This is a genomic window from Sphingopyxis sp. MWB1 (genome assembly GCF_000763945.1).
In the GTDB taxonomy this organism is placed as follows: Bacteria; Pseudomonadota; Alphaproteobacteria; order Sphingomonadales; family Sphingomonadaceae; genus Sphingopyxis.
This window is the reverse complement of sequence record NZ_JQFJ01000002.1, coordinates 1,825,351-1,846,292: the sequence shown is the minus strand read 5'-3', so window position 1 is coordinate 1,846,292 and position 20,942 is coordinate 1,825,351. Positions and strand designations below refer to the sequence as shown.

The following is a 20,942-nucleotide window of genomic DNA, read 5'->3' as shown; positions in this document are numbered from 1 at the left end:
GGTATCCGGTGGGGCAACAGGGGGAAACCCAAATCCGGAAAAGCCATATCGGTGCCTTCGAATGTGGGAATAGACCTTTTTCCCTGTCGCAAAGCTGAACGAAACAGGCCCTCTTTCCCTCAGTTTGCACTTTGTCGATGGCGTGGGTCGGCTCACCGAAAAAAGGGCGCCCCGATTCCTGCGGGAGCGCCCTGTTTCTTGACGATATGAGGGGCTTCAGCCGGGACGCCCGCGCCGGTTGGGGCGGGGATCGGTCCAGCGAAAGGCGGAATCGGCGACCGGCACGTTGAACTTCTGGTTCGAAAGGTCGATTCGCGTGCGATTATTCTGCGAATCGAGCGCCACCCAGCCACGCAGCCGCAGCCCCGCCGGGGCAGACCCGTCGCGCACGAAGACCATGGTGATCGTGCCATATTCGGGGCGTTTGGGGTCTTTCACCTCGACGCTGACCACCGCGTCATTTCCGGTGGGAATGATTTTCGCATATTTGGAAAGGTCGCGGTCGGGATCGAGCAGCGCGCCGAGCGGCGAATTTTTCACCGGCCAGCTTTGCACCTGCTTCACTTCATAATCGATCATCGTCAGCCGGCTGCCGTCGCCCACAATCAGCAGGGGGATGCCCTTCTGATATTGGAAACGGATCTTGCCCGGACGCTTCAGCGTCAAAGTGCCGTTCAACCTTTGTCCGTTGCGATCGGTCTGGACAAAATCGGCGGTCATCGAATTGGTCTGTTTCAGATGTGCCTGAACCGAGGACAAGGCGCTCGACGATTGCGCCGTGGCGGGAAGGCTGGCGGCCAGCGCGGCGGCAGTAACCGGCGCCAGCGACCAGGCGGCTGCGCGCGTCAGCAGGGGACGAAACGATGTTGCTTTCATGGAATCTGTCATCCTTGAAAAAATATTGTCGGTCATTGTGTCGCAAGCCATTGAACATGCGCTGAACCTGACGGTCGGATGCTGTTCAAGTCGCGGAACCTGCCGAAGGTTCCGTTCCCTTATTGTGACTGCCCATATTGATCGGTCAGAACTTCGCGGCGGCCGACATGGTTGGGCGGGCTGACCAGCCCTTCCTCCTCCATCCGCTCGATCAGGCGCGCCGCGCTGTTATAGCCGATGCGAAGCTGGCGCTGCAGCCAGCTTGTCGAGGCCTTTTGGCTGTCGATCACGATCTGGCACGCCTTGGCATACATGCGGTCTTCGGCGCTGTCACCGCCCGCGGGCGCGCCTTCCATGGCAAAGCCGCCATCCTCGGGGTCTTCGGTAACGCTTTCGATATAGTCGGGGCGACCCTGCGCGCGCCAATGATCGGCGACCTTGCGCACTTCGTCGTCAGACACAAAGGGGCCATGAATACGCGTAAGCTGCTTGCCGCCGGGAACATAGAGCATGTCGCCCTTGCCCAGCAGCTGTTCGGCGCCCGCTTCGCCCAGGATCGTGCGACTGTCGATCTTGGACGTGACGTGAAAGCTGATGCGGGTCGGCAAATTCGCCTTGATGACGCCGGTGATGACGTCGACCGAGGGGCGCTGGGTCGCCAAGATCAGGTGGATGCCCGCCGCGCGCGCCTTTTGCGCGAGCCGCTGGATCAGAAATTCCACCTCCTTGCCCGCGGTCATCATCAGATCGGCAAGCTCGTCAACGACGACAACAATCTGTGGCAGCGGCTGATAATCGAGCGTTTCTTCTTCATAGATCGGCTGGCCCGTCTCGGGATCATAGCCGGTCTGGACGCGCCGGCCGAGCGACTTGCCCTTGGCAAGCGCCGCGCGCACCTTGTCATTATAACCCGCGAGATTGCGGACCGACAGCGACGACATCATCCGATAGCGGTCCTCCATCTGTTCAACCGCCCATTTGAGCGAGCGCACCGCCTTCTTGGGTTCGGTCACCACCGGCGCGAGCAAATGCGGAATGCCGTCATAGACGCTGAGTTCCAGCATCTTGGGGTCGATCATGATCATCTTCACCTGATCAGGACCCAGGCGATAAAGAAGCGAAAGAATCATCGCATTCAGCCCGACCGACTTGCCCGACCCCGTGGTCCCCGCGATCAGCAGGTGGGGCATGGGGGCAAGGTCGGCGATGACAGGGTCGCCGCTGATATTCTTGCCCAGAATAATGGGCAGCGCACCCGTCTGCTCCTGAAACAGGGCGCTGCCGATCATTTCGGACAGGACCACTGCCTCGCGCTTGGCATTGGGCAGTTCGATGCCGATGACCGTGCGCCCCGGTATGGGGGCGATGCGGGCCGACATGGCCGACATGTTCCGCGCGATATCATCGGCCAGATTGGTGACCCGGCTCGCCTTGGTTCCGGGGGCTGGCTCCAGCTCGTACATGGTAACGACCGGGCCGGGCCGGACGGCGGTGATGACGCCCTTGACCTGAAAATCCTCCAGAACCGATTCGAGCAAGCGGGCATTGCGCTCCAGCCCGGCCTTGTCGATCTGTCCGCCCGGCCCTTCGGGCGCGGGCGACAGCAGTTCGATCGACGGCAATTCATAATTGGTGAACAGTTCGGGCTGCGGCTTGGGCTGCGGCCGCGAAGGTGCCGCCCGTGCGGCCGGATCGGTGATTTCGGGTGGCGCGCGCTCCATAGGCTCGGCGCGCGGGCGGGGACGGGCAGGGCGTTCGGTGGGCGGAGCAATTTGCGAGTCGGCTTCAGGGGCGGAAGCGCCGGCAGGTTCGGCAGTGCGGCGACCCTCTGCCGTGGGAAGGCGAAGGCGTGACGCCCAGCCTTTTTCCAGCCGCAGGGCGCGCCAGCCTAGCCAAAGGCCCAGGGCCGCGAAAAAGGCGATGGTCCCCATGCGCGCAAGGGCGGCGCCCGGATCGCCCATCTGGGTGAACCAGGGCGCAATCCCCCGACCCAGCACGAGCGCCAATATGCCCCCCCAGCCAGCGGGAAGCGATGTTTCGGTGTCGGGGGACCAAAGCTGGGCGGCCAGGCCGACAAGCAACATGGCCAGAAAGGCCAAGGCAAGCTGGCGTTTCCAATAAGGCTGCGGCGTTGCGCGCCACAGCCGCCACGCCATGATCGCAAACAGCGGCAGAAAAAGCGCAGCGGCAGCGCCCCCTATAAACAGCATCAAATCCGCCGCCCAGGCGCCCGCATGGCCCATCCAGTTGCTGGGCGACCCGCCCGCGGCGGTATGAATGGCGGCGTCATTGCCATCATGGGTCAATAAGGCGAGCGTCAGAAAGAGCGAAAATAACCCAAGCACAATCGCGCCTCCGATCACAAGTGACCGGGTGATGCTTTGGCGAAAAACGATGCGCCAATCAGCCTTTGCCTTGGCGGCTTTGCGGCTAGCCATGCTGGATGCATTCCCCTTTATTAACCAGCGCGGATATGCGCATGGGGTGGACTCGCCGTCAAGCAGGGGCCGAATGGTGCCGCCTGCTCTCGGCCTTTCCAAGCGCGGCGCAGGACAGTAGAGCGGAGCCATGACCCAGCCCCTTCGCAGCGATGTCCTCATTTCCGGCGGCGGCCTTGTCGGCCAGGCGTTGGCTATCGCGCTTTCCCGCCATGGTTTGTCGGCGCATATTGTCGATCCCGCTGACCCCGTCGCGACCATCGCGCCCGACTTCGATGGCCGGGCTTCGGCCATTGCCAGCGCCGTGTGGCGCATGTTCGACGTTTTGGGTCTGGCCGAACGTCTGGCACCTTATGCTTGTCCGATCCGTGCGATCAAAGTCAGCGATGCCGGCCAGGGCGGCGATTTGGATTTCATTGCACCGGAAGAAGCGCCGGCGCTGGGTAGGATGGTGGAGAATCGCCAGCTTCGCCACGCGCTCGCTGCCGCGCTCGCCGATGCTTCTCATGCCCGGCTTTTCGCGCCGGCCCGGGTGATCGAGCGCCAGATCGACGCGCATGGTGTCAACCTGTCGTTGGCCGATGGGACGCAGCTTGCCGCGCCTCTGTTGATCGTGGCCGAAGGAAGACGATCGGTAACGCGTGAGGAACTGGGCTTTCCCATCGCCAACTGGTCCTATCATCACCATGCGATGATCGGTGCGGTGACGCACAGCCGCCCGCATGAACATATTGCGCATGAGATATTTTTCCCCTCCGGGCCGTTCGCCTTGTTGCCACTCGTCGATGATACTGCGGGGCGCCATCGCTCGGCCTTTGTCTGGACGGTGTCCGAAAAAGATGGGCCGGGTTTTGCCAAGCTGGGTGAGCGCGGTTTTACCGCGGAGCTTGAACGCCGCGCGGGCGGCGCGCTGGGGGCGATGCAATTGGCGGCCCCGCGCATGACTTATCCACTCGGCTTTCATCACAGCGCGCGAATCGTTGGGGATCGGGCCGTATTGGTAGGAGATGCGGCGCACGGCATCCATCCTATCGCAGGGCAGGGACTCAACCTTGGTCTGCGAGACGTGGCGGCCCTGACCGAAGTTCTGGTTGAGGGCGCGCGCCATGGACTTGACCTGGGTGATGCAGCTTTGCTGGCGCGCTACCAACGCTGGCGCGGGCTCGATAATCTGATGGTCAGCCTCGCGACCGATGGCCTCACCCGCCTGTTCGGTATCCCCGGACGCGGCGCAGCGGCCGTGCGGCGCGCGGGGCTCACCGCCGTTCAGAAGATGCCGCCGCTCAAGCGTTTTTTCATGGACGAAGCGCGTGGGGAATCTGGCGATCTGCCGCGCCTCCTTGCCGGGGCTGAGATCTGATTCTTGGCAGGGACGCTATTGTAGCGTCGCGCGTCCATCATCCGTGTCAAAGCGCCCGAAAAACTGCATCATCTGCACGACCAACTCCGCGCGTGCGTGCAGGGGACTGGCTTCCAGCAGCGCCTGTTTGGCTGCTGCGTCAAAGGGTGCGATCTGGGCTATTCCATTGACCAGGGTGGCATCGTCCAACTGGCCGACCGAGTCCCAATCCACGATATAGCCTTGGCGCGCGGCAAAGCGCTTTGCTTCTCGCTCCAGGCTAGCGCGCTCGATGCTGGCTAGGACCGCATTCTCTTCCTCGTCCGTTTCGATCTCCGCTTCAATCTGCCGGAAAGATGTTGTCACATCCAGTTCGCGGCGCACGCGGAACCGCGCGACGCCTTCCAGCACCAGATTAAACCGGCCTTCGTCCAACGCTTCGACATCGACAATTCGGCCCAGCGAACCAACATCATAGAGAGCCGGGGGCTCGCGATCTTCCTCACCTGGCAGTTGGCGGGGCTGGATCATCCCGATCTGCCTGTCGCGGGCCAGCACTTCCTGCACCATCGCCGAATAGCGCGGTTCAAAAATATGCAGCGGCAGGTGCAAGCCCGGAAACAGCAAGGCGCCGGGCAGCGGGAAAATCGCGATTCGCTGAATGGTCAGGCGCGCGGTCTCTCGCATCAGCCGAACAAAATGAGCGACAGGCGGCGACGCTGTGCCGCGACCCACGCGTCTTCCAAACCTACCGCTTCGAATAATTCGAGCAGTTTCGTGCGCGCAGCCCCCTCATTCCACTCGCGATCTGCCGCAATGATGTGGAGCAGATTATCGGCCGCGACATCGCGCTGCCCCGCCCCGATTTGCGCGACCGCCAAGTCATAACGGCGCTGATGATCCTCGGGCGCAGCGGCAAGGGCTGCTTCCAGTTCGGCCAGAGCGCCGTCATCAGGGCGGTCTGCGGCAAGGGCCAGCGCGCTCTTTGCCTGCGCGATAGCGGCATCATCGGCAAGTTCGGCCGGGACCGCATCCAGCGCGGCCTGAGCGGCTTCTGTTTCCCCGGCGATCAGCAGAGCACGAATCAGGCCGCTGTGCGCCGCCGCATTATCGGGGGCCATCTGCAATATTTGTTGGAAAATGCCCGCCGCACGCGGTCCGTCGTCTTCGGCCAAAACCGATTCGCCCATTTCGATCAGCGGGGCAATCTCGACAGCCAGATCTTTCGCTTCGCTTTCCACCGGAAGCTGAGCCAGCAATTGGTCGAGCATCGACTTCAACTGGCTTTCGCTGCGTGCATTGGTCAGGTTCGCAACCGGCTGCCCCTGGAAAATGGCATAGACGGTCGGGATCGACTGGACCTGAAACTGGCTGGCGATAAAACCATTGGCGTCGACGTCGACCTTGGCCAGCACGACGCCCTTGTCGGCATATTCGGCTGCGACTTTTTCGAGCACCGGGGCCAATTGCTTGCACGGTCCGCACCATTCCGCCCAGAAATCCAATATCACCAGTTTCGACATAGATGGTTCGACGACGTCGCGACGAAAGGCTTCGACGGCTTCCTTTTCGGCGGGGTTCAGACCCAATGTAGCCACGGGGAATTGCTCCTTGCTATCTGATGAGCCGCGGCGGCGCGCGGTTATTGGCTTACCCGTCTATGTGGGAATTATGTGCGATATGCCAACCCTTCGACAATATCGCACAGGAAAAGCATGAAGGGGCTTGCCGAGGCGCAAAGCCGGTGCTAATCGCCCGCCTCACCCGCTGGCACCACAGGTTGCCAGCCGCCAGAGCGGGCGTAGCTCAGGGGTAGAGCACAACCTTGCCAAGGTTGGGGTCGAGGGTTCGAATCCCTTCGCCCGCTCCAGTTTTCTTGATCCGATATGCGTCGTTACCGGAAAGTCCATAGGCCTTCCGACCGCTCGGCTTGTAGAGCGCTCATATGTCCGCAACCGCTGCTTTGGAAGGTGACAAATCCGCGCTGTGAGGAAGACGCTCCATAATAGATGAATCAAACACCGATCTCCCTCTATGTTTCGGTTAAATAGGGCCTGAAACCAAGGAAAACGGTCGCCGACATCGGTTGTCGGGAAAGGTTTTTCACGTGACGGATTGCTGAGAACAGGGAAGGTGACGCGATGTTGTATCGGTGTGCCACGGGGTTGGGCATTTGTGCCGTTATAGTGTTGGGGGGTGTTGAGATGCTACAGGCGCGGGAAGTGCCTGCTTCTGTTTCAACCCCCACCGAGGAGAAGGCTGATTGCTCTGTTAAGCGCGACATTCCACCTCAGGCAAGCGTGGGTCAGATTTTATGCGCTGAGTTCTTGCCTCGGAACAGCGAAGCGCGCCTGACCAAGGCTGACTATAATTATCTTATTCAATATGTTTCGGAAGACGTGAACCGCCAGAAAATAGCCGTCACGGCCACCCTTGCGGTTCCGCAACGGGCAGCGGCGGTCCCCATTATAGCCTGGGCTCATGGCACCGTTGGGGCGGCTCCCCACTGCGCGCCTTCGCTGAACGGTATCCGATATAGCGAGCGTCGATATGTCTCCCTTATGCGTGATACCCTCAACCGCTGGGTGGAGCGCGGATATGCGGTTGTTCAGAGCGACTACCAAGGGTTGGGTATTGCACCTCAAGAGCAGAAGGCGAGCGATCTTCATCCTTATCTGATCGGCGAAGTGGCGGCCAAAAACGTGATTGACGCGGTACGTGCAACGCGTCGCTTATCCCCACATCGTTACACTCAGCAATGGCTTGTTATGGGGCATTCACAGGGCGGCCAGACCAGCGTCTATGTTGCGGAAATGGCCCAAGACTATGCGCCCGAATATGATTTGGTGGGCGCGGTTGCAATTGCTCCGGCTGCCTATCTTAGTGAGCAAACCGAAGAAGCTTTGGCCAATCCAGAAAGTCAGGTGAGCGCTTTTGGCGCCTTGATGATGAAGGGCGTGGAAGTCGTCGACCCTACGGTCGATATTCCTCCTCTCTTATCGGAAGAAGGAAAGAAACGATATGCGTTGGTAGATGAGCGCTGTGTCAGTGGCTTACGACAAGCCGATGGGTGGTCGGGTAATCTTGGGGATCTGATCGATGCCGATGTTGAGGATTTTCGTCCCATGATCGACGCGATGATTCGCTACCAGGACCCAGAAAATCGCGAGCCCAATGTGCCCCTCATCGTGATTCAGGCCCCGAATGACCAAGCCACGCTAGAGAGGTATAGCCGACGCATGGTCGACAAATTCCGGGCCGAAGGACGCGCTGTAGATTGGCAGCTTATTGAGGGTTTGGAGGATGTATATCCGCATACCGTTCACCAATTGACCGTACCGGAAAGCTTCGACGAGGCATTTACCTGGGTATCGCAGCGCCTGCCGCCCCCTCGCCCTTAAAACAACCCCGGAAGCTCGCGCTGGGCGGTGGTCGGATTGGCGACGCTTAACAGCGCGGGCACGGCTGGCCCGGCCGAGGCCGCGCCCCGTGTCGAAGCGGTCCGGGTTCCCGCTTCCGAAATGCGCGCGACGCAGCTTCGACCGGCAAGGAAATCAATGGCGGTGCGGACCGATGCTTCGCGCGGATCGCCGAGCGGCAGGCCCAGATCGTCGCTGGCGGCGCAGCTGTTGGAAATTTTCGGCGCCAGGCCCTTATAATAATCGCTCTGCCCTGCGGAATTTCCCGTGGCAAAGGCCACCACCCGCATCCGGTCGTCGCACGATGCCTTGTCGAGCGCCACCTGACCGACGGGTTTGCCAAAGGTGTTGCTGCCGACCAGCGTCATATTGGTGCCGAGATAGGGCAGCATCGAATTGATCACCAGCTCGCTTGCCGAGGCGGTCGATCCGGTGCCGATAAAGGCGATGCGCGTCGGGGCGATGGATTCGGGTTGCGGGTTGAAGAAGTGGCGGCTGTTCTCTGCCGCCTTCGACGGGCGGAAATTGGTTTGCGAGAAAAGATCGCTGCCATGCCGGTTGCGGCCCAGCAAATCGCCCATCAACTCGGCCGTCGAAACCAGCCCCCCACCATTATAGCGGAAATCGACGATGATCTCGGTGATGCCCCGGTTGTGAAAATCGAGGAAAGCGGCGCGCAGCTGGTCATTGGCGGAGGAGATGAAGCTGCGCAGGTTGATATAGCCATAGTCGCGCCCGCCTTCGCTGATCACCTTGGCGCCATAGCGATCCGATATCGGGTCGAGGCTATATTCGGCCTTGGTAACGCTGACATTGCGGGTGCCCGCGGCATCGCGGATACGCAGCATCCGGCTGACTCCCGCTTCGCTGGGGCCGAGCGCCGCAGTCAGCCCCGCGGTTCCTTCGCTCGCGACAATATCGGCGACGCTGCGCATATTGCCGCTGTTCGTGCCGATCGCCTCGATCCGTGTGCCGCGATCAATGCCCGCAGCGAGGCCTGGCGCGCTTTCATAAGCCTCGGCGATGACGATCACCTGCTCGCCGGGGTCATAGGCCATGCGGACCCCGAAACCCGCGCTCGATCCGCGGCTATAATAGGCATTTTCCTCGGCGATCGAGGTGATGTAGGTGAAATCACGATCCTTGCCCTGCAAGCGCGCGGGCGCGACCAAGGCGTCGATATAGGATTGGACATCGCTATATTGCGCGCCATTGACGCCATTGGTGACGTCGGCCGGAAAGAGATACCATTCGTCGATCACCGCCTTGGCAAAGGCCTGGCGCGCGGCGAGCGAGCAGGTCGGTGTGGGAGTAGGCGTCGGCGTAGGTGATGGCGTTGGCGTTCCCCCGATGGGGGGACCTGCGCTGGCTTCGCCTCCGCCTCCTCCGCACGACGCGAGCAGCAGGGCGGCAAGAGTGACGGCGGCAACGGCGGACTTCGATTGACTGGTCATAACGCTCCCCGTGCGTATTTCATCAATCGCCCTTGGCTACCGCTTCCTTGAACCCCTGTGCGATCACATAAAGTTCGGGCGACCCTTTTCGGCTGGCCGGGGGCTTGGCATGTTTGACGGTTGTGAAGTGCCGCTTGAGCAGCGTCAACAGTTCACGGTCCGCGCCGCCTGCAAAAACCTTGGCGACAAAACTTCCGCCGGGCTGGAGATTCTGCACCGCAAAATCGGCGGCGGTTTCGGCGAGGGCAATGGTACGCAGATGGTCGGTTTGCGGATGGCCGACGGTGTTTGCCGCCATATCGGACAGGACAAGGTCGGGCCGCGTCCCCAGCGCTTCGATCAGCGCATCGGGGGCAGTATCGTCCATGAAATCCATTTCCAATATGGTCACCCCGTCGATCGGTTCGCAGGCCAGCAGGTCGATGCCCGCGACCTGCGCGCGAGGGTTGGTTTTTCGGACCACTTGCGACCAGCCCCCAGGGGTGATGCCCAAATCGACCACCGCGCGCGCTTTTTTTAGGAAGGAGAATTTTTCGTCGAGCTCGATCAGCTTATAAGCCGCGCGCGAACGATATCCTTCGGCCTGCGCCCGGCGCACATAGGGATCGTTGAGCTGCCGTTGGAGCCAACGGGTCGACGATATCGAACGCTTCTTGGCGGTTTTGACGCGGACATGCAGCCCGCCGCGCGGGGTGCTGCCGCCCTTTTTCTTGTTTCCACTCATATCCGAAAATTGCGCCGCGTGATGGGAATGTCGCGTCCGGCCATGGCGAGGGAGCGCAAAATCCCCTCGCGGATGCCGCGATCCGCGACGCCGACCCGAGCGGCCGGCCACAGGTCGATGATGGTTTCAAGAATGGCGCAGCCCGCCACGACCAGATCGGCGCGTTCGCGCCCGATACAGGCGATTCCGGCGCGATCGATCAGGCTGGCCTCTGCCAGACGGCGGCTGATATCGCGCATGGCGGGGGCGGGAACGATCAGCCCATCGACAGCGCGTCGGTCATATCGCGGCAGGTCCAGGAACACGCTGGCCAGGGTGGTCACGGTTCCGCTTGTCCCCAGAAGGCGCAATCCGTCGCCGGAAAAGCGCGCAACGCGGCCGGCGAATTCGGCGAAGGCAGCGCGTGTTACTTCCCGCATATGCGCATAGCTGGCGCGCCGCGCATCCAGACTGTCCTCGCTTGGCGCGGCATGTTCGGTCAGCGAGACCACGCCCCAGGGCACGCTGATCCAGTCGCGGATATCGACATTTTGTTCGCTGATGTCGACATGCATCAATTCGGTCGATCCGCCGCCGATGTCGAAGATCAGAGCCGGGCCGTCGCCGGGCTCCATCAGATTGTGACAGCCCAGCACCGCGAGGCGCGCCTCTTCCGCAGCTGAAATGATGTCGAGGGCAATGCCCGTTTCCTGCCGCACCCGCTCTGCCAGTTCGGCGCTGTTGGCGGCGCGGCGGCAGGCTTCGGTCGCCACCGCGCGCGACAGGGTGACGTGGCGCCGACGCAATTTGTCGGCACATATCGCCAGCGCGGCCACGGTGCGATCCATCGCTGCTTCGCTGATCCGCCCGCTGCCGTGCAAGCCTTCGCCCAGGCGGACGATGCGAGAAAAGGCGTCGATTACAATTAATTCGGCGCCCTCGGCGCGCGCGATGAGCAATCTGCAATTGTTGGTGCCAAGGTCGATGGCTCCATAATTGCGTGTTCGCTGTGCGGGCCGCGCGCGAAAAGCGCTGACAGACCCGCTTCGTCTTGCCGCCGTCGGTCCGGGCCGCGGCGGTCGCCCTGTTGGCGCTGCCATTTGCCGCATGGCTATTATAACCTGTCCATATACACGCGTTCGAGAAAAACGAACGAGCACTTGGATCAAGCCTAGGCTTGGTGGCCGCCAATGGCAAGGCGGAACCCCCGGACACAAAACCGCCCGGCTGGTCGGGCCGGGCGGGAAAGGAAATCCCATGGAGTAATGGGCTGTTTTAGCGACCGGCTGTTATCAGCGGCAGCCGTCATTGCCCCTGTCGATGGCGCGGCCTGCCACGGCCCCCACTGCACCGCCAATAATGGTGCCGACCGTCTTGTCGCCGCGACCGGCAATTTCATGGCCAGCGAGGCCGCCGGCAATCGCGCCGATCACCGTGCCGCCGGTTCCCTTGTCGCATTGCCGATAGTCATTGCGATAATAGCGGCGGTCGCTTCGGCGATCCCGGCGATTATCACGCCGATCATAGCGGCGGTCATACCGGTCGTAACGGCGATCGTCACGATCATCATATCCGGCATAATAGGTCGAATAGCTGTCGCGGCTGTCATAGCGGTCGTGGGCGGCAGCGGGGGCAGCCAGTCCCAATGTCGCACTCGACATCAGGGCGGCAAGTGAGAGAGTTACGGTCTTCGGCATCATCATTCTCCTTTGCGTCGTCCGCCTTTGAGCTGGGCATCGGCGCGATAGGGGTGTTGTGAGCGATTCGGATTGAGCCTTTGCTGAACGCGCCGGTTGGCTGTGGTTAATATTGGTGGAAGGCTTAGGCTTGCCTGTGCGCGCGCTTCCCGCCTATCGCCGTGCGAATGCGACGTATTTTTCTGGCTCTGGCGATATGGCTGATCCTTGGCCCTGGGCCGTTGCGGGCTTATCGCTTCCCCCAGGATAATTTTGTTCAGGCGATGACGCTGCGCTCCTTGGGTGCGCTCGACAAGGCCGCCGAAGAGGAAGGGGGCGGTCTTCATTTCGTCAAAGGGTGGGAACTGATCAGTCCGCACAGCCGCTTCGGCGGTTTTTCAGGATTGGCCGTGGAAAAAGATGCACACTTCCTGCTCGTCAGCGATAATGGCCACCGCGTTCGTTTCTCCTTTGCGCCGAACGGACAAATCTCCGGCTTTCATATCGCCCCGCTCCCCTCTCCTGACGGGCCGGCGTACCGGAAATCGCAGGCTGATGTCGAGGCCGTCGCCCTTGACGCAAATAGCAAGCGAAGCTGGGTCGCGCTGGAGGGGCGCAATGAAATCTGGCGGCTCAACCCTGCCTTGTCGCGTATCGAGGCACGCCGCAAGTTACCCGGCGCGCGCTGGCCGGGCAATCGCGGTCCCGAAGCACTGGCGCGTCTGACGGATGGCCGCACGGTCGTCATTTCGGAAGGCGCGGACAAGGATCCGCGCGGGGTCGAAGCCTTGCTCTTTCAAGGCGACCCGGCGGAAAAGACAAGCAAGGCCATTCGCTTCTTCTATGATGCCCGGGGCAAGGGAGCGGTCAGCGACGCGGCGGCTCTCCCCGACGGACGAGTGCTTCTTATTCACCGCCGGCTCGGCTTCCACCCGATTTTCACCACCTATGTCGCCTTGCTCGATCCTGCCGATATCGCGCCCGATGCCGTAGTGCGTTCGCGCGGGATAGGGCGTGTCCCCCGCGCACTTGCCGAAAATTACGAGGGCGCGGCGGTTACGGGAGACGGCACGCGCCTCGATTTATGGCTGGTCTCGGACAATAATTTTCAAAGCTGGCAGCGCAGCCTGCTTGTTCAGTTCGCCCTCAAGCTTCCGCCGCGCGAGCACAGAAAAAAGGCGGCGCCGTAAACGGGCCGCCTTTTTTGATCGTCGAAAAAAAGAGGCTTAAGCGGCGTTTTCGGCCAGCTTCTTCGCCACTTCCTTCTTTACCTTGCGCGCATTCGTCGACAGCTGGGTGTCGCTGGTTTTCATCAGCCAGTTGTCGAGGCCGCCATTATGTTCGACCGAACGCAGGCCGTGCGTCGAAACGCGCAGCTTCACGCCCTTGCCCAGCGCATCGGACAGTAGCGTCACATTCTGCAGGTTGGGCAGAAAGGTGCGCTTCGTCTTGTTGTTGGCGTGGCTGACATTATTGCCCACCTGGCGGCCCTTGCCGGTCAGTTCGCAAATGCGCGACATGATGCTCTTCCTCGTTCAAAAATTCGGTTCGGCGTCCGAGTGCTCCCCGTGAATCAGGAGGAGGCTGGTCCGGATGGGCCGGGAAAGGCGCGCGCTTATCGGCTTGCCGAGGATTCGTCAAGGGACTAGCGGGGAAGGCATGGCTGGTTTTCCGCTTCCCGAACCGATGCGCCGCGCGCTCGATCTCGCTCGAATCGCTGCCGAATGGGGCGAGGTTCCGGTGGGCGCTGTGGTGGTCAAGGATGGGCAGATTATCGCCGAGGGACATAATCGCCCCCGCGAATCACATGATCCAACCGCCCATGCCGAACTGGTCGCGATTCGCGCGGCAGCAGCGAAAATGGGCAATGAGCGGCTCGACGGCTGCGACCTTTATGTGACGCTTGAACCCTGTGCCATGTGCGCGGGTGCCATCGCCCATGCCCGCATTGCGCGGCTCTATTATGGCGCGGACGATCCCAAGGGTGGCGGCGTCACACATGGCCCGCGCCTTTTTTCGCAGCCGACCATTCATCACCGTCCGGAGATTTTCGACGGCATCGGCGCGCGCGAGGCGGCGGCGCTGCTGAAGGATTTTTTTGCCGCGCGGCGCTAATCCCGTGCCCCCACAATCGGTCCTTCCCATATAATCGTCATCCCGGACTTGATCCGGGATCCATAGCCGCGCCGAAGTCGTGGATCCCGGATCAAGTCCGGGATGACGAGAGGCTGTAGGTGAAGGCCGCGAAAGGATCCCCCCCCTGCCACCCCAGCCGCGTCAGTCGCCCAGCATCTGGTCAACCCATTGCGGAACCAGGGTGGTCGCGCGCCCGTGCCGGCTTTCGGCAAACCAATAGCTGCCTTCGCTGGGCTCCAGATTCAGTTCCAGCGTGCGCGCGCCCGCCTGCCGCGCTTCGCGAACAAAGCCTGCGGCGGGGTATACGGCGCCGGAGGTTCCGATCGACACGAACAGGTCGGCGCGGTTCAGCGCCCGGTAAATATCATCCATATGATAGGGCATCTCACCGAACCAGACGATGTCGGGGCGCAAATATCCGACCATGCCGCACGCCGGGCAGGCGGGCCGGTCGATGAGCGATCCTGTCCAGCGGCTGCGCTGGTCGCAGGCGGTGCACCAGGCGCTTAATTGCTCGCCATGCATATGGACAAGCCGCTTGGTCCCCGCGCGTTCGTGCAGATCATCGACATTTTGGGTAACGATCAGCAATTCGCCCGCCCATCGGGCATCGAGCCGGGCGAGCGCTTCATGCGCGGCATTGGGCGCCTTGGTCTGAATGGCGGCGCGTCGTTCGTCGTAAAAGCGCAGCACCAGATCGGGGTCGCGGGCAAAGGCCTCGGGGGTCGCGACATCCTCGACGCGGTGCTGTTCCCATAAACCGCCGCCGCCGCGAAACGTATCGATTCCGCTTTCCGCCGATATGCCCGCACCGGTCAGGACAACAATATTCTGAAAGACGCTCATGAAGGCCAGATAGATAGGTGCCGGTGCAGAGTCGAGCGCCCCGCGATTTTCCGGGGGTTGGCGTCTCGACTTCGCGTGGCCGGGGGCGCTAAGGGGAAAGCGAAAGCACAGGGGATCCATTATGACCAGCATCGGAATTGTCGGCAGCCAGGGGCGGATGGGCGTTGCGCTGGCCGCGGCAGCCGCAGAGGCGGGTCACGGCCATTGCGGCGTCGACAAGGACGGCGATGTCGGCGCACTGGCAAAAGAAGCCAATGTCCTCGTGGATTTCTCCTCACCAGCCGCGCTGGAGCAAACGCTCGACGCCTGCGTCGCGCAGGGGCGCCCCATTGTCATCGGCACCACCGGGCTGGAGGAGCGCCACCATTATCTGATCGACGATGCCGCCGCCGATATCGCCGTGCTGCAAACCGGCAATACCTCGCTGGGGGTGACCCTGCTCGCGCATCTGGTGCGCGAGGCGGCGGCGCGGCTCGACCCGGCTTTCGATATCGAAATTGTCGAAATGCACCACCGGATGAAAGTCGATGCGCCCAGCGGCACCGCCTTGCTCTTGGGACAGGCGGCGGCAGAGGGACGCGGTATCGACCTTGGCGATTGTTCGGAGCGGGGCCGCGACGGGGTGACCGGCGCGCGCGGTCATGGGAAAATCGGCTTTGCCAGCCTGCGCGGCGGCACGGTTGCGGGCGACCATGACGTGATTTTCGCCGGACCAGAGGAAATTCTCACCCTGTCGCACCGCGCCGAAAATCGCATGATTTTCGCGCGCGGCGCCGTCCGCGCGGCGCTGTGGTTGCTCCACCAGAAGCCGGGGCGCTACACCATGCCGCAGGTTCTCGGCCTGGGTGAAGCGTGAAAAAAGCCGATATTTTCGAATTTTACCGGCGCCTTGCCGAATTGAACCCGGCGCCGGAGACCGAACTGGCCTTTGGCAATCATTATCAGCTTCTCGTCGCCGTCGTGCTGTCGGCGCAGGCGACCGATGTCGGGGTGAACAAGGCGACGCGCCGCCTGTTCGAAAGCGTCAAGACGCCGCAGCAGATGCTCGACCTCGGCGAGGCGGGGCTCAAGGAGCATATCAAGACCATCGGCCTCTTCAATGCCAAGGCAAAGAATGTGATCGCCTTGTCCCAAATATTGGTGTGCGACCATGGCGGCGAAGTGCCCGCCGACCGCGACGCACTGGTCGAACTGCCGGGGGTCGGGCGCAAGACCGCCAATGTCGTGATGAACTGCGCCTTTGGCGCCGAGACCTTCGCGGTCGACACCCATATTTTCCGCGTCGGAAACCGCACGGGTCTCGCGCCCGGCAAGACGGTGCTCGCGGTCGAGAAACGCCTCGAAAAGGACACGCCCGCGCCTTTTCGCGTCGGCGCGCATCATTGGCTGATCCTCCACGGCCGCTATATCTGCAAGGCGCGCACGCCTGAATGCTGGCGCTGTCCCGTGGCGGACCTCTGCCGCTTCAAGCCCAAGACCGAGGCCCCGAAACCGCGGGCGTCCAAAAACAAAAGGAGCATCGCTGCATGACCGATCGCCGCCCTGTTATCATTGTGGGCGGCGGGCCCGCCGGGATGGTTTGCGGCTTTCTTCTCGCGCGCGCCGGGCTGCGCGTGACTGTGCTTGAAAAGCATCGCGACTTTCTGCGCGACTTTCGCGGCGACACCATTCATCCCGCAACCATGGAGCTGTTCCACGAACTGGGGCTGCTCGATGAATTTCTGACCCGGCCCCACGCCCGGATCGACATGGCGTCGGTCGATGTCATGGGGCGATCCTATCGCGTCGCGAGCCTGCGCCACCTGCCCGTTGCCGCCCCCTTTATCGCGATGATGCCGCAATGGGATTTTCTCGATTTCGTCGCGCAGCAGGCGCGCGCCTTTCCCGGTTTCGACCTGCGGATGGAGACGGAGGCAAGTGCGCCGCTTTTCGATGAACAAGGCCGCGTCAGCGGCGTCCGGCTGGCGAGCGGAGAGGCGCTGGAGGCGCGGCTGGTGATTGCGGCTGATGGGCGGCGATCGGTGATTCGTGAAGCGGCGGCGTTGCCGCTTGAAGATCTGGGCGCGCCAATGGACGTGCTGTGGTTCCGTATTCCCCGCCCCGCGGGCAAGGCGCTTCAGGAAGTTCCGCTGGGTTCCATCGGGCCCGACGGCATGGTCATCGCCATTCCGCGCGGCGATTATTGGCAATGTGCCAAGCTCATTGAAAAAGGGACGATCGAAGCCGTGCGCGCACGCGGCATCGACCTGTTCCGCCGCGAGGTGGCAGCGATCACGCCCGCGCTGGCAGACAGTATCGGTGCGATCCAGAGCTTTGATGAAGTCAAACTCCTGTCGGTCGCGCTCGACCGGTTGACCAAGTGGCACCGGCCCGGCCTGCTGGCGATTGGCGATGCCGCCCATGCCATGTCGCCCGTGGCCGGGGTCGGCGTCAATCTGGCGGTGCAGGATGCGGTGGCCGCCGCCAATATCCTCGCTGCGCCGCTGGCCGAGGGGCACAATCCCGATCCGCTGCTCGCCGATGTTCAGGCGCGCCGCTGGACGCCGACGGTGCGGATTCAGGCGCTGCAACGCGCCGCGCACCGCCGCGTGATCGAGCCGATGCTGCGCGGCGAGGTGACGCGCGCGCCGTTCGCGCTGCGGCTGCTCGACCGGCTGCCGCTGCTGCGCCGCGTGCCCGGCCGGATCATCGGGCTAGGCTTCGGGCGCCAGCATGTCGAATCGCCGCGCGCCGGGCCGCCGGCGTGACGCGCCGCTATGATGCACTGATCATCGGGGCGGGGCATAATGGCCTCGTCTGCGCCTTTTATCTCGCGCGCGCCGGGTTGAAGGTCCGCATTGTCGAGGCGCGCGACGTCGTCGGCGGGGCCGCGGTGACCGAGGAATTTGCGCCCGGCTTCCGCAATTCGACCGCCAGCTATACCGTCAGCCTGCTGCAGCCAAAGGTCATCGCCGACATGCGGCTTGCCGATCATGGCTATCGCGTGATCGAACGGCCGATCAGCAATTTCCTGCCCCAGCCGGATGGCCGCTATCTGAAACTCGGCGGCGGGGTCGAGCGCACGCAGGCGGAATTTCGCAAATTCAGCGCGCGGGATGCCGATGCGCTGCCTGCCTATTATGATGCGCTCGAAAATGTCGCCGACCTGCTGCGCGATCTGGCCCTTCGCGCGCCCCCCAATGTCGGCGAGGGGCTGCACACCCTGTTCGACGGGACGCGGCAGGGGCGGCGCTTTGCGCGGCTAAGCGTCGAGGGGCAGCGCGATGTGCTCGATCTCTTCACCAAATCGGCGAGCGCGATGCTGGACGGCTGGTTCGAAAGCGAGGCGGTCAAGGCCGCTTTCGGTTTTGACGCGGTGGTCGGCAATTATGCGAGTCCCGACACGCCCGGCAGCGCCTATGTCCTCCTCCACCATGTCTTTGGCGAAGTGAATGGCAAGAAGGGCGCCTGGGGCCACAGTGTCGGCGGCATGGGACGCATCACCGAAATCATGGCGCGGGTCTGCTACGACCATGGCGTCGAGATCAGCCTTGAAAGCCCGGTTTCCAGCGTGCTCGTCGATGATGGGAAGGCGGTCGGAGTAAAGCTTGTCGGTGGTGAGGAAATTGCAGCAAAGCACATCGTCGCCAATGTCGGTCCCCGGCTGCTCTACGACCGGTTGATGGACCCCGCCGACTTGCCCGACGATTTTGTGCGGCGGATGAAGGGATACAGGGCCGGTAGCGGCACCTTCCGCATGAATGTCGCGCTCAGCGACCTGCCGCGCTTCACGTGCCTGCCCGAGCCGGGCGAACATCATCAGTCGGGGATCATCATCGCGCCAACGCTCGCCTATATGGACCGCGCCTTTCTCGATGCAAAGCGCCATGGCTGGTCGCGGGCGCCAATCGTCGAAATGCTCATCCCCTCGACCGTCGACGACAGCCTTGCTCCGCCGGGCGCTCATGTCGCGAGCCTTTTCTGCCAGCAATTCGCCCCCGAACTGCCCGATGGCCGGGACTGGGACAAGGAAGAGGAGGCCGCCGCCGATACCATCATTGACACGGTCGAACATTATGCCCCCGGCTTTCGCGCGAGCATCATCGGCCGGTCATGCCTCAGCCCCAAGGGGCTGGAACGCAAATTCGGCCTGATCGGGGGCGACATCATGCATGGGCATATGACGCTCGATCAGCTCTGGTCGGCGCGGCCGATCCTTGGACATGGCAGCTATCGCGGGCCGGTGAAGGGGCTTTACATGTGCGGCGCGGGCACCCACCCCGGCGGCGGCGTCACCGGCGCGCCGGGGCATAATGCCGCCGCGGTGATCCTGCGCGACCGCGGCCTGTTCGCGCCGCGCTGGCGCTGATCAGCCGTCGGCGCGCGCCTCCGCCACCGCGCGGCGCAGCGCGTCATAGCCAACCTGTCCCTGCAATATCTGGCCGCCGACGACCCAGGTGGGGGTGGCATTCAATTGCAACTGGGTGGCAATCGCCAGATTGCTGTCGAGTTCGCGCTGGAACAGCGCTTCATTGGCTGTGGCATCGCCGCTGCCGTCGGTGACCACCCCGGCGCGCTTGGCGGCGGCGGCGATGGCGCTTTTGTCGAGCGACCCCGCTGCGAACATCGCATGGTGGAAGGCATCATATTTGCCCTGCCGCGCGGCGGCGAGCGCCATCAGCGCAGCATCGCGGCTTTGCGGCGAAATGATCGGCAGTTCGCGGAAGACGACTTTCAGCCTTTTGTCCTCGCGCACCAGCCGGTCGACGTCGGGAACGCTCGCACGGCAAAAACCGCAGGCATAATCGGTAAAGACGACCAGCGTGACATCGCCATCGGCATTGCCTGCCCAGGCCCCGGCATAGGGTTTCTCCAGCGCCGGGCGAATCGCGTCGATGGCGCGCGCCATCTCCTTGTCGCGCTGGGCTTCGAGCGCTGCCGGGATAATCTCGGGATTGGCGGTGATATATTCGCTGACGATGGTCTCCACCTCGCCGCGGCTCATGCCCCCGCCAAAACGCCCGCCCATCCAGAAAGCGAAGATGAGCAGTAATAACAGCGCCCCACCACCCAGCGCCCATGTGCGCGTCGAAAATGCGGGCATGGAAATTCCTTCATTGGTTGTGCGGCGATAGGGCGGCACCATGGGGGCGGGCTTGGCCGGTGAGGGGTGGGAGGCGGCGGAAGAGGCCGCGGCGCTTTCGCTGCCTGCGTTGTGCGCGAAGCTTTCGGCTCCGCCTGCCCCATTTTCCGCGCCGCCCGCCGGGGTGGCAGGCGTGGCAGGGGCAGCGGGGGGAAGGTCGCTCGCGAAAAGCGGCAGGTCGGGCGCCCGCGCCAATTCGGCCTCACGCGCCTCGGCGGCCTCGCGCGCGAGCAATTGTTCCAGCCCCGACGGCGGTGGCACGGGCTCTTCGGGCGCAGCGGGGCGCAGCTTGGTGGCGGCTTCGCCCAATCCCTCACGGGCATCGCGCGCGACCTGTCCCAATCCGCTGCGTGTTTTCTCGGCCGCACTGCCGATTTTGACGCCGGCCTTTTCGGACAGTCGGGCGACGTGTTCGGGCAGCGCCATCCGCGTCCAAAGGCTCCGGCTGGCGGCCCCGCTGGCGCGCGCCGCCTTCGCCGTTCCGCGGGCGGTGGCTGCGGCCGCGGCCTTGGTGAGCGCTGCGCTGCGGGCTGCGGCGACGCGCGAACGGCGCGGAATTTCCAGGGCTTCGATCCGGGCCGGAATATCGGCGCGTTCGCCCACGTCGATCGTCCAGGCGGCAAAGGCTTCGGCGCCGCGGCGGATCGCACGCGCTGCGCCGATCGCACCCGCTTTCACCCGCTCGCGCTCGATTATCGGGGGGCGTTGCGGCTGATCAGGCCGCGAATAGCCGGACAGGTCGAGCCCGACCGGCGGCACATCTTGCGGCTTTGCAAGTCCTTCGTCGGGGCGCGCTGCGGGCGCGGCAGGCGGCTCCTCGCGCGGCGGCACAGGGTCGCGGAGCCAGGGCTGGTAATAATCGTCTTTTTGGTCTGTCACATCATGCTCTTGTGCATCCCCGGGATGCGGGTGCGGTTCGACTTTGGGGATTTG

General features: G+C 63.0%; 19 protein-coding genes and 1 tRNA gene. 9 read left to right on the top strand and 11 right to left on the bottom strand.

What is annotated here, in order from left to right:
- Positions 1-216 precede the first annotated feature (216 nt).
- Positions 217-876 carry a LolA family protein gene (locus JV18_RS0109220; protein ID WP_052072180.1) on the bottom strand — a complete coding sequence of 220 codons (660 nt, stop codon included), beginning with the start codon at positions 874-876 and terminating at the stop codon, positions 217-219.
- A 119-nt stretch (positions 877-995) separates the two neighbouring features.
- Positions 996-3,314: a DNA translocase FtsK gene (locus JV18_RS0109215; protein ID WP_033074262.1), complete on the bottom strand. Its 2,319-nt coding sequence runs from the start codon at positions 3,312-3,314 to the stop codon at positions 996-998.
- A gap of 130 nt (positions 3,315-3,444) precedes the next feature.
- Between JV18_RS0109215 and JV18_RS0109210 the strand changes: the two genes are divergently transcribed.
- Positions 3,445-4,674, top strand: a complete 1,230-nt coding sequence (locus tag JV18_RS0109210) for an FAD-dependent monooxygenase (RefSeq protein WP_033074261.1) — start codon at positions 3,445-3,447, stop codon at positions 4,672-4,674.
- 15 nt (positions 4,675-4,689) lie between these two features.
- Here JV18_RS0109210 and JV18_RS0109205 read toward each other — a convergent pair whose 3' ends face one another.
- Positions 4,690-5,340, bottom strand: coding sequence for an LON peptidase substrate-binding domain-containing protein (locus tag JV18_RS0109205; protein ID WP_033074260.1), 651 nt, complete (start codon positions 5,338-5,340; stop codon positions 4,690-4,692).
- Positions 5,340-6,251 carry a tetratricopeptide repeat protein gene (locus JV18_RS0109200; RefSeq protein WP_033074259.1) on the bottom strand — a complete coding sequence of 304 codons (912 nt, stop codon included), beginning with the start codon at positions 6,249-6,251 and terminating at the stop codon, positions 5,340-5,342. The genes JV18_RS0109205 and JV18_RS0109200 overlap by 1 nt, the downstream gene beginning before the upstream one ends.
- A gap of 197 nt (positions 6,252-6,448) precedes the next feature.
- Between JV18_RS0109200 and JV18_RS0109195 the strand changes: the two genes are divergently transcribed.
- Positions 6,449-6,523, top strand: a tRNA-Gly gene (locus tag JV18_RS0109195).
- 334 nt (positions 6,524-6,857) lie between these two features.
- Positions 6,858-8,054, top strand: a complete 1,197-nt coding sequence (locus JV18_RS15050) for an alpha/beta hydrolase (protein ID WP_160174190.1) — start codon at positions 6,858-6,860, stop codon at positions 8,052-8,054.
- Here the strand turns inward: JV18_RS15050 and JV18_RS0109185 are convergent.
- From JV18_RS0109185 to JV18_RS0109170, 4 genes are all read right to left on the bottom strand, one after another.
- The gene (locus tag JV18_RS0109185) at positions 8,051-9,526 is read right to left on the bottom strand and encodes a S41 family peptidase (protein ID WP_033074258.1); all 1,476 of its coding nucleotides are present in this window, start codon (positions 9,524-9,526) and stop codon (positions 8,051-8,053) included. The genes JV18_RS15050 and JV18_RS0109185 overlap by 4 nt on opposite strands.
- 22 nt (positions 9,527-9,548) lie before the next feature.
- A complete protein-coding gene (locus tag JV18_RS0109180) occupies positions 9,549-10,250 on the bottom strand; it encodes an RlmE family RNA methyltransferase (RefSeq protein WP_052071859.1) in 702 nt (233 codons plus the stop codon).
- A complete protein-coding gene (locus JV18_RS0109175; protein ID WP_033074257.1) occupies positions 10,247-11,338 on the bottom strand; it encodes a Ppx/GppA phosphatase family protein in 1,092 nt (363 codons plus the stop codon). Before JV18_RS0109175 ends, JV18_RS0109180 begins: the two co-directional genes overlap by 4 nt.
- 183 nt (positions 11,339-11,521) lie before the next feature.
- Complete coding sequence (locus JV18_RS0109170; RefSeq protein WP_033075178.1) at positions 11,522-11,926, bottom strand: glycine zipper 2TM domain-containing protein; 405 nt, start codon at positions 11,924-11,926, stop codon at positions 11,522-11,524.
- A 167-nt stretch (positions 11,927-12,093) separates the two neighbouring features.
- Between JV18_RS0109170 and JV18_RS0109165 the strand changes: the two genes are divergently transcribed.
- Positions 12,094-13,095 carry an esterase-like activity of phytase family protein gene (locus tag JV18_RS0109165; protein ID WP_033074256.1) on the top strand — a complete coding sequence of 334 codons (1,002 nt, stop codon included), beginning with the start codon at positions 12,094-12,096 and terminating at the stop codon, positions 13,093-13,095.
- A 36-nt stretch (positions 13,096-13,131) separates the two neighbouring features.
- Here JV18_RS0109165 and rpmB read toward each other — a convergent pair whose 3' ends face one another.
- The gene (rpmB, locus tag JV18_RS0109160) at positions 13,132-13,425 is read right to left on the bottom strand and encodes a 50S ribosomal protein L28 (RefSeq protein ID WP_033074255.1); all 294 of its coding nucleotides are present in this window, start codon (positions 13,423-13,425) and stop codon (positions 13,132-13,134) included.
- A gap of 139 nt (positions 13,426-13,564) precedes the next feature.
- Here rpmB and tadA point away from each other — a divergent pair, with 139 nt between their 5' ends.
- A complete protein-coding gene (gene tadA / locus JV18_RS0109155; RefSeq protein WP_033074254.1) occupies positions 13,565-14,020 on the top strand; it encodes a tRNA adenosine(34) deaminase TadA in 456 nt (151 codons plus the stop codon).
- A gap of 162 nt (positions 14,021-14,182) precedes the next feature.
- Here the strand turns inward: tadA and JV18_RS0109150 are convergent, their stop codons facing one another.
- Positions 14,183-14,887, bottom strand: a complete 705-nt coding sequence (locus tag JV18_RS0109150) for an NAD-dependent deacylase (protein WP_033075177.1) — start codon at positions 14,885-14,887, stop codon at positions 14,183-14,185.
- A gap of 121 nt (positions 14,888-15,008) precedes the next feature.
- Between JV18_RS0109150 and dapB the strand changes: the two genes are divergently transcribed.
- From dapB to JV18_RS0109130, 4 genes are read left to right on the top strand one after another with little or no spacing between them, the layout of a single operon-like run.
- Positions 15,009-15,743: a 4-hydroxy-tetrahydrodipicolinate reductase gene (gene dapB / locus JV18_RS0109145; protein WP_033074253.1), complete on the top strand. Its 735-nt coding sequence runs from the start codon at positions 15,009-15,011 to the stop codon at positions 15,741-15,743.
- A complete protein-coding gene (gene nth / locus JV18_RS0109140) occupies positions 15,740-16,417 on the top strand; it encodes an endonuclease III (protein ID WP_033074252.1) in 678 nt (225 codons plus the stop codon). The genes dapB and nth overlap by 4 nt, the downstream gene beginning before the upstream one ends.
- Positions 16,414-17,634 carry an FAD-dependent oxidoreductase gene (locus JV18_RS0109135; RefSeq protein ID WP_033074251.1) on the top strand — a complete coding sequence of 407 codons (1,221 nt, stop codon included), beginning with the start codon at positions 16,414-16,416 and terminating at the stop codon, positions 17,632-17,634. The genes nth and JV18_RS0109135 overlap by 4 nt, the downstream gene beginning before the upstream one ends.
- Positions 17,631-19,235 (top strand): phytoene desaturase family protein, encoded by a 1,605-nt coding sequence (locus tag JV18_RS0109130; protein ID WP_033074250.1) that lies wholly within the window; start codon positions 17,631-17,633, stop codon positions 19,233-19,235. The genes JV18_RS0109135 and JV18_RS0109130 overlap by 4 nt, the downstream gene beginning before the upstream one ends.
- On the opposite strand, the gene JV18_RS14695 is transcribed toward JV18_RS0109130, so the two are convergent.
- Positions 19,236-20,888 carry a DsbA family protein gene (locus JV18_RS14695; RefSeq protein ID WP_052071858.1) on the bottom strand — a complete coding sequence of 551 codons (1,653 nt, stop codon included), beginning with the start codon at positions 20,886-20,888 and terminating at the stop codon, positions 19,236-19,238.
- Between the last annotated feature and the right edge of the window lie 54 nt (positions 20,889-20,942).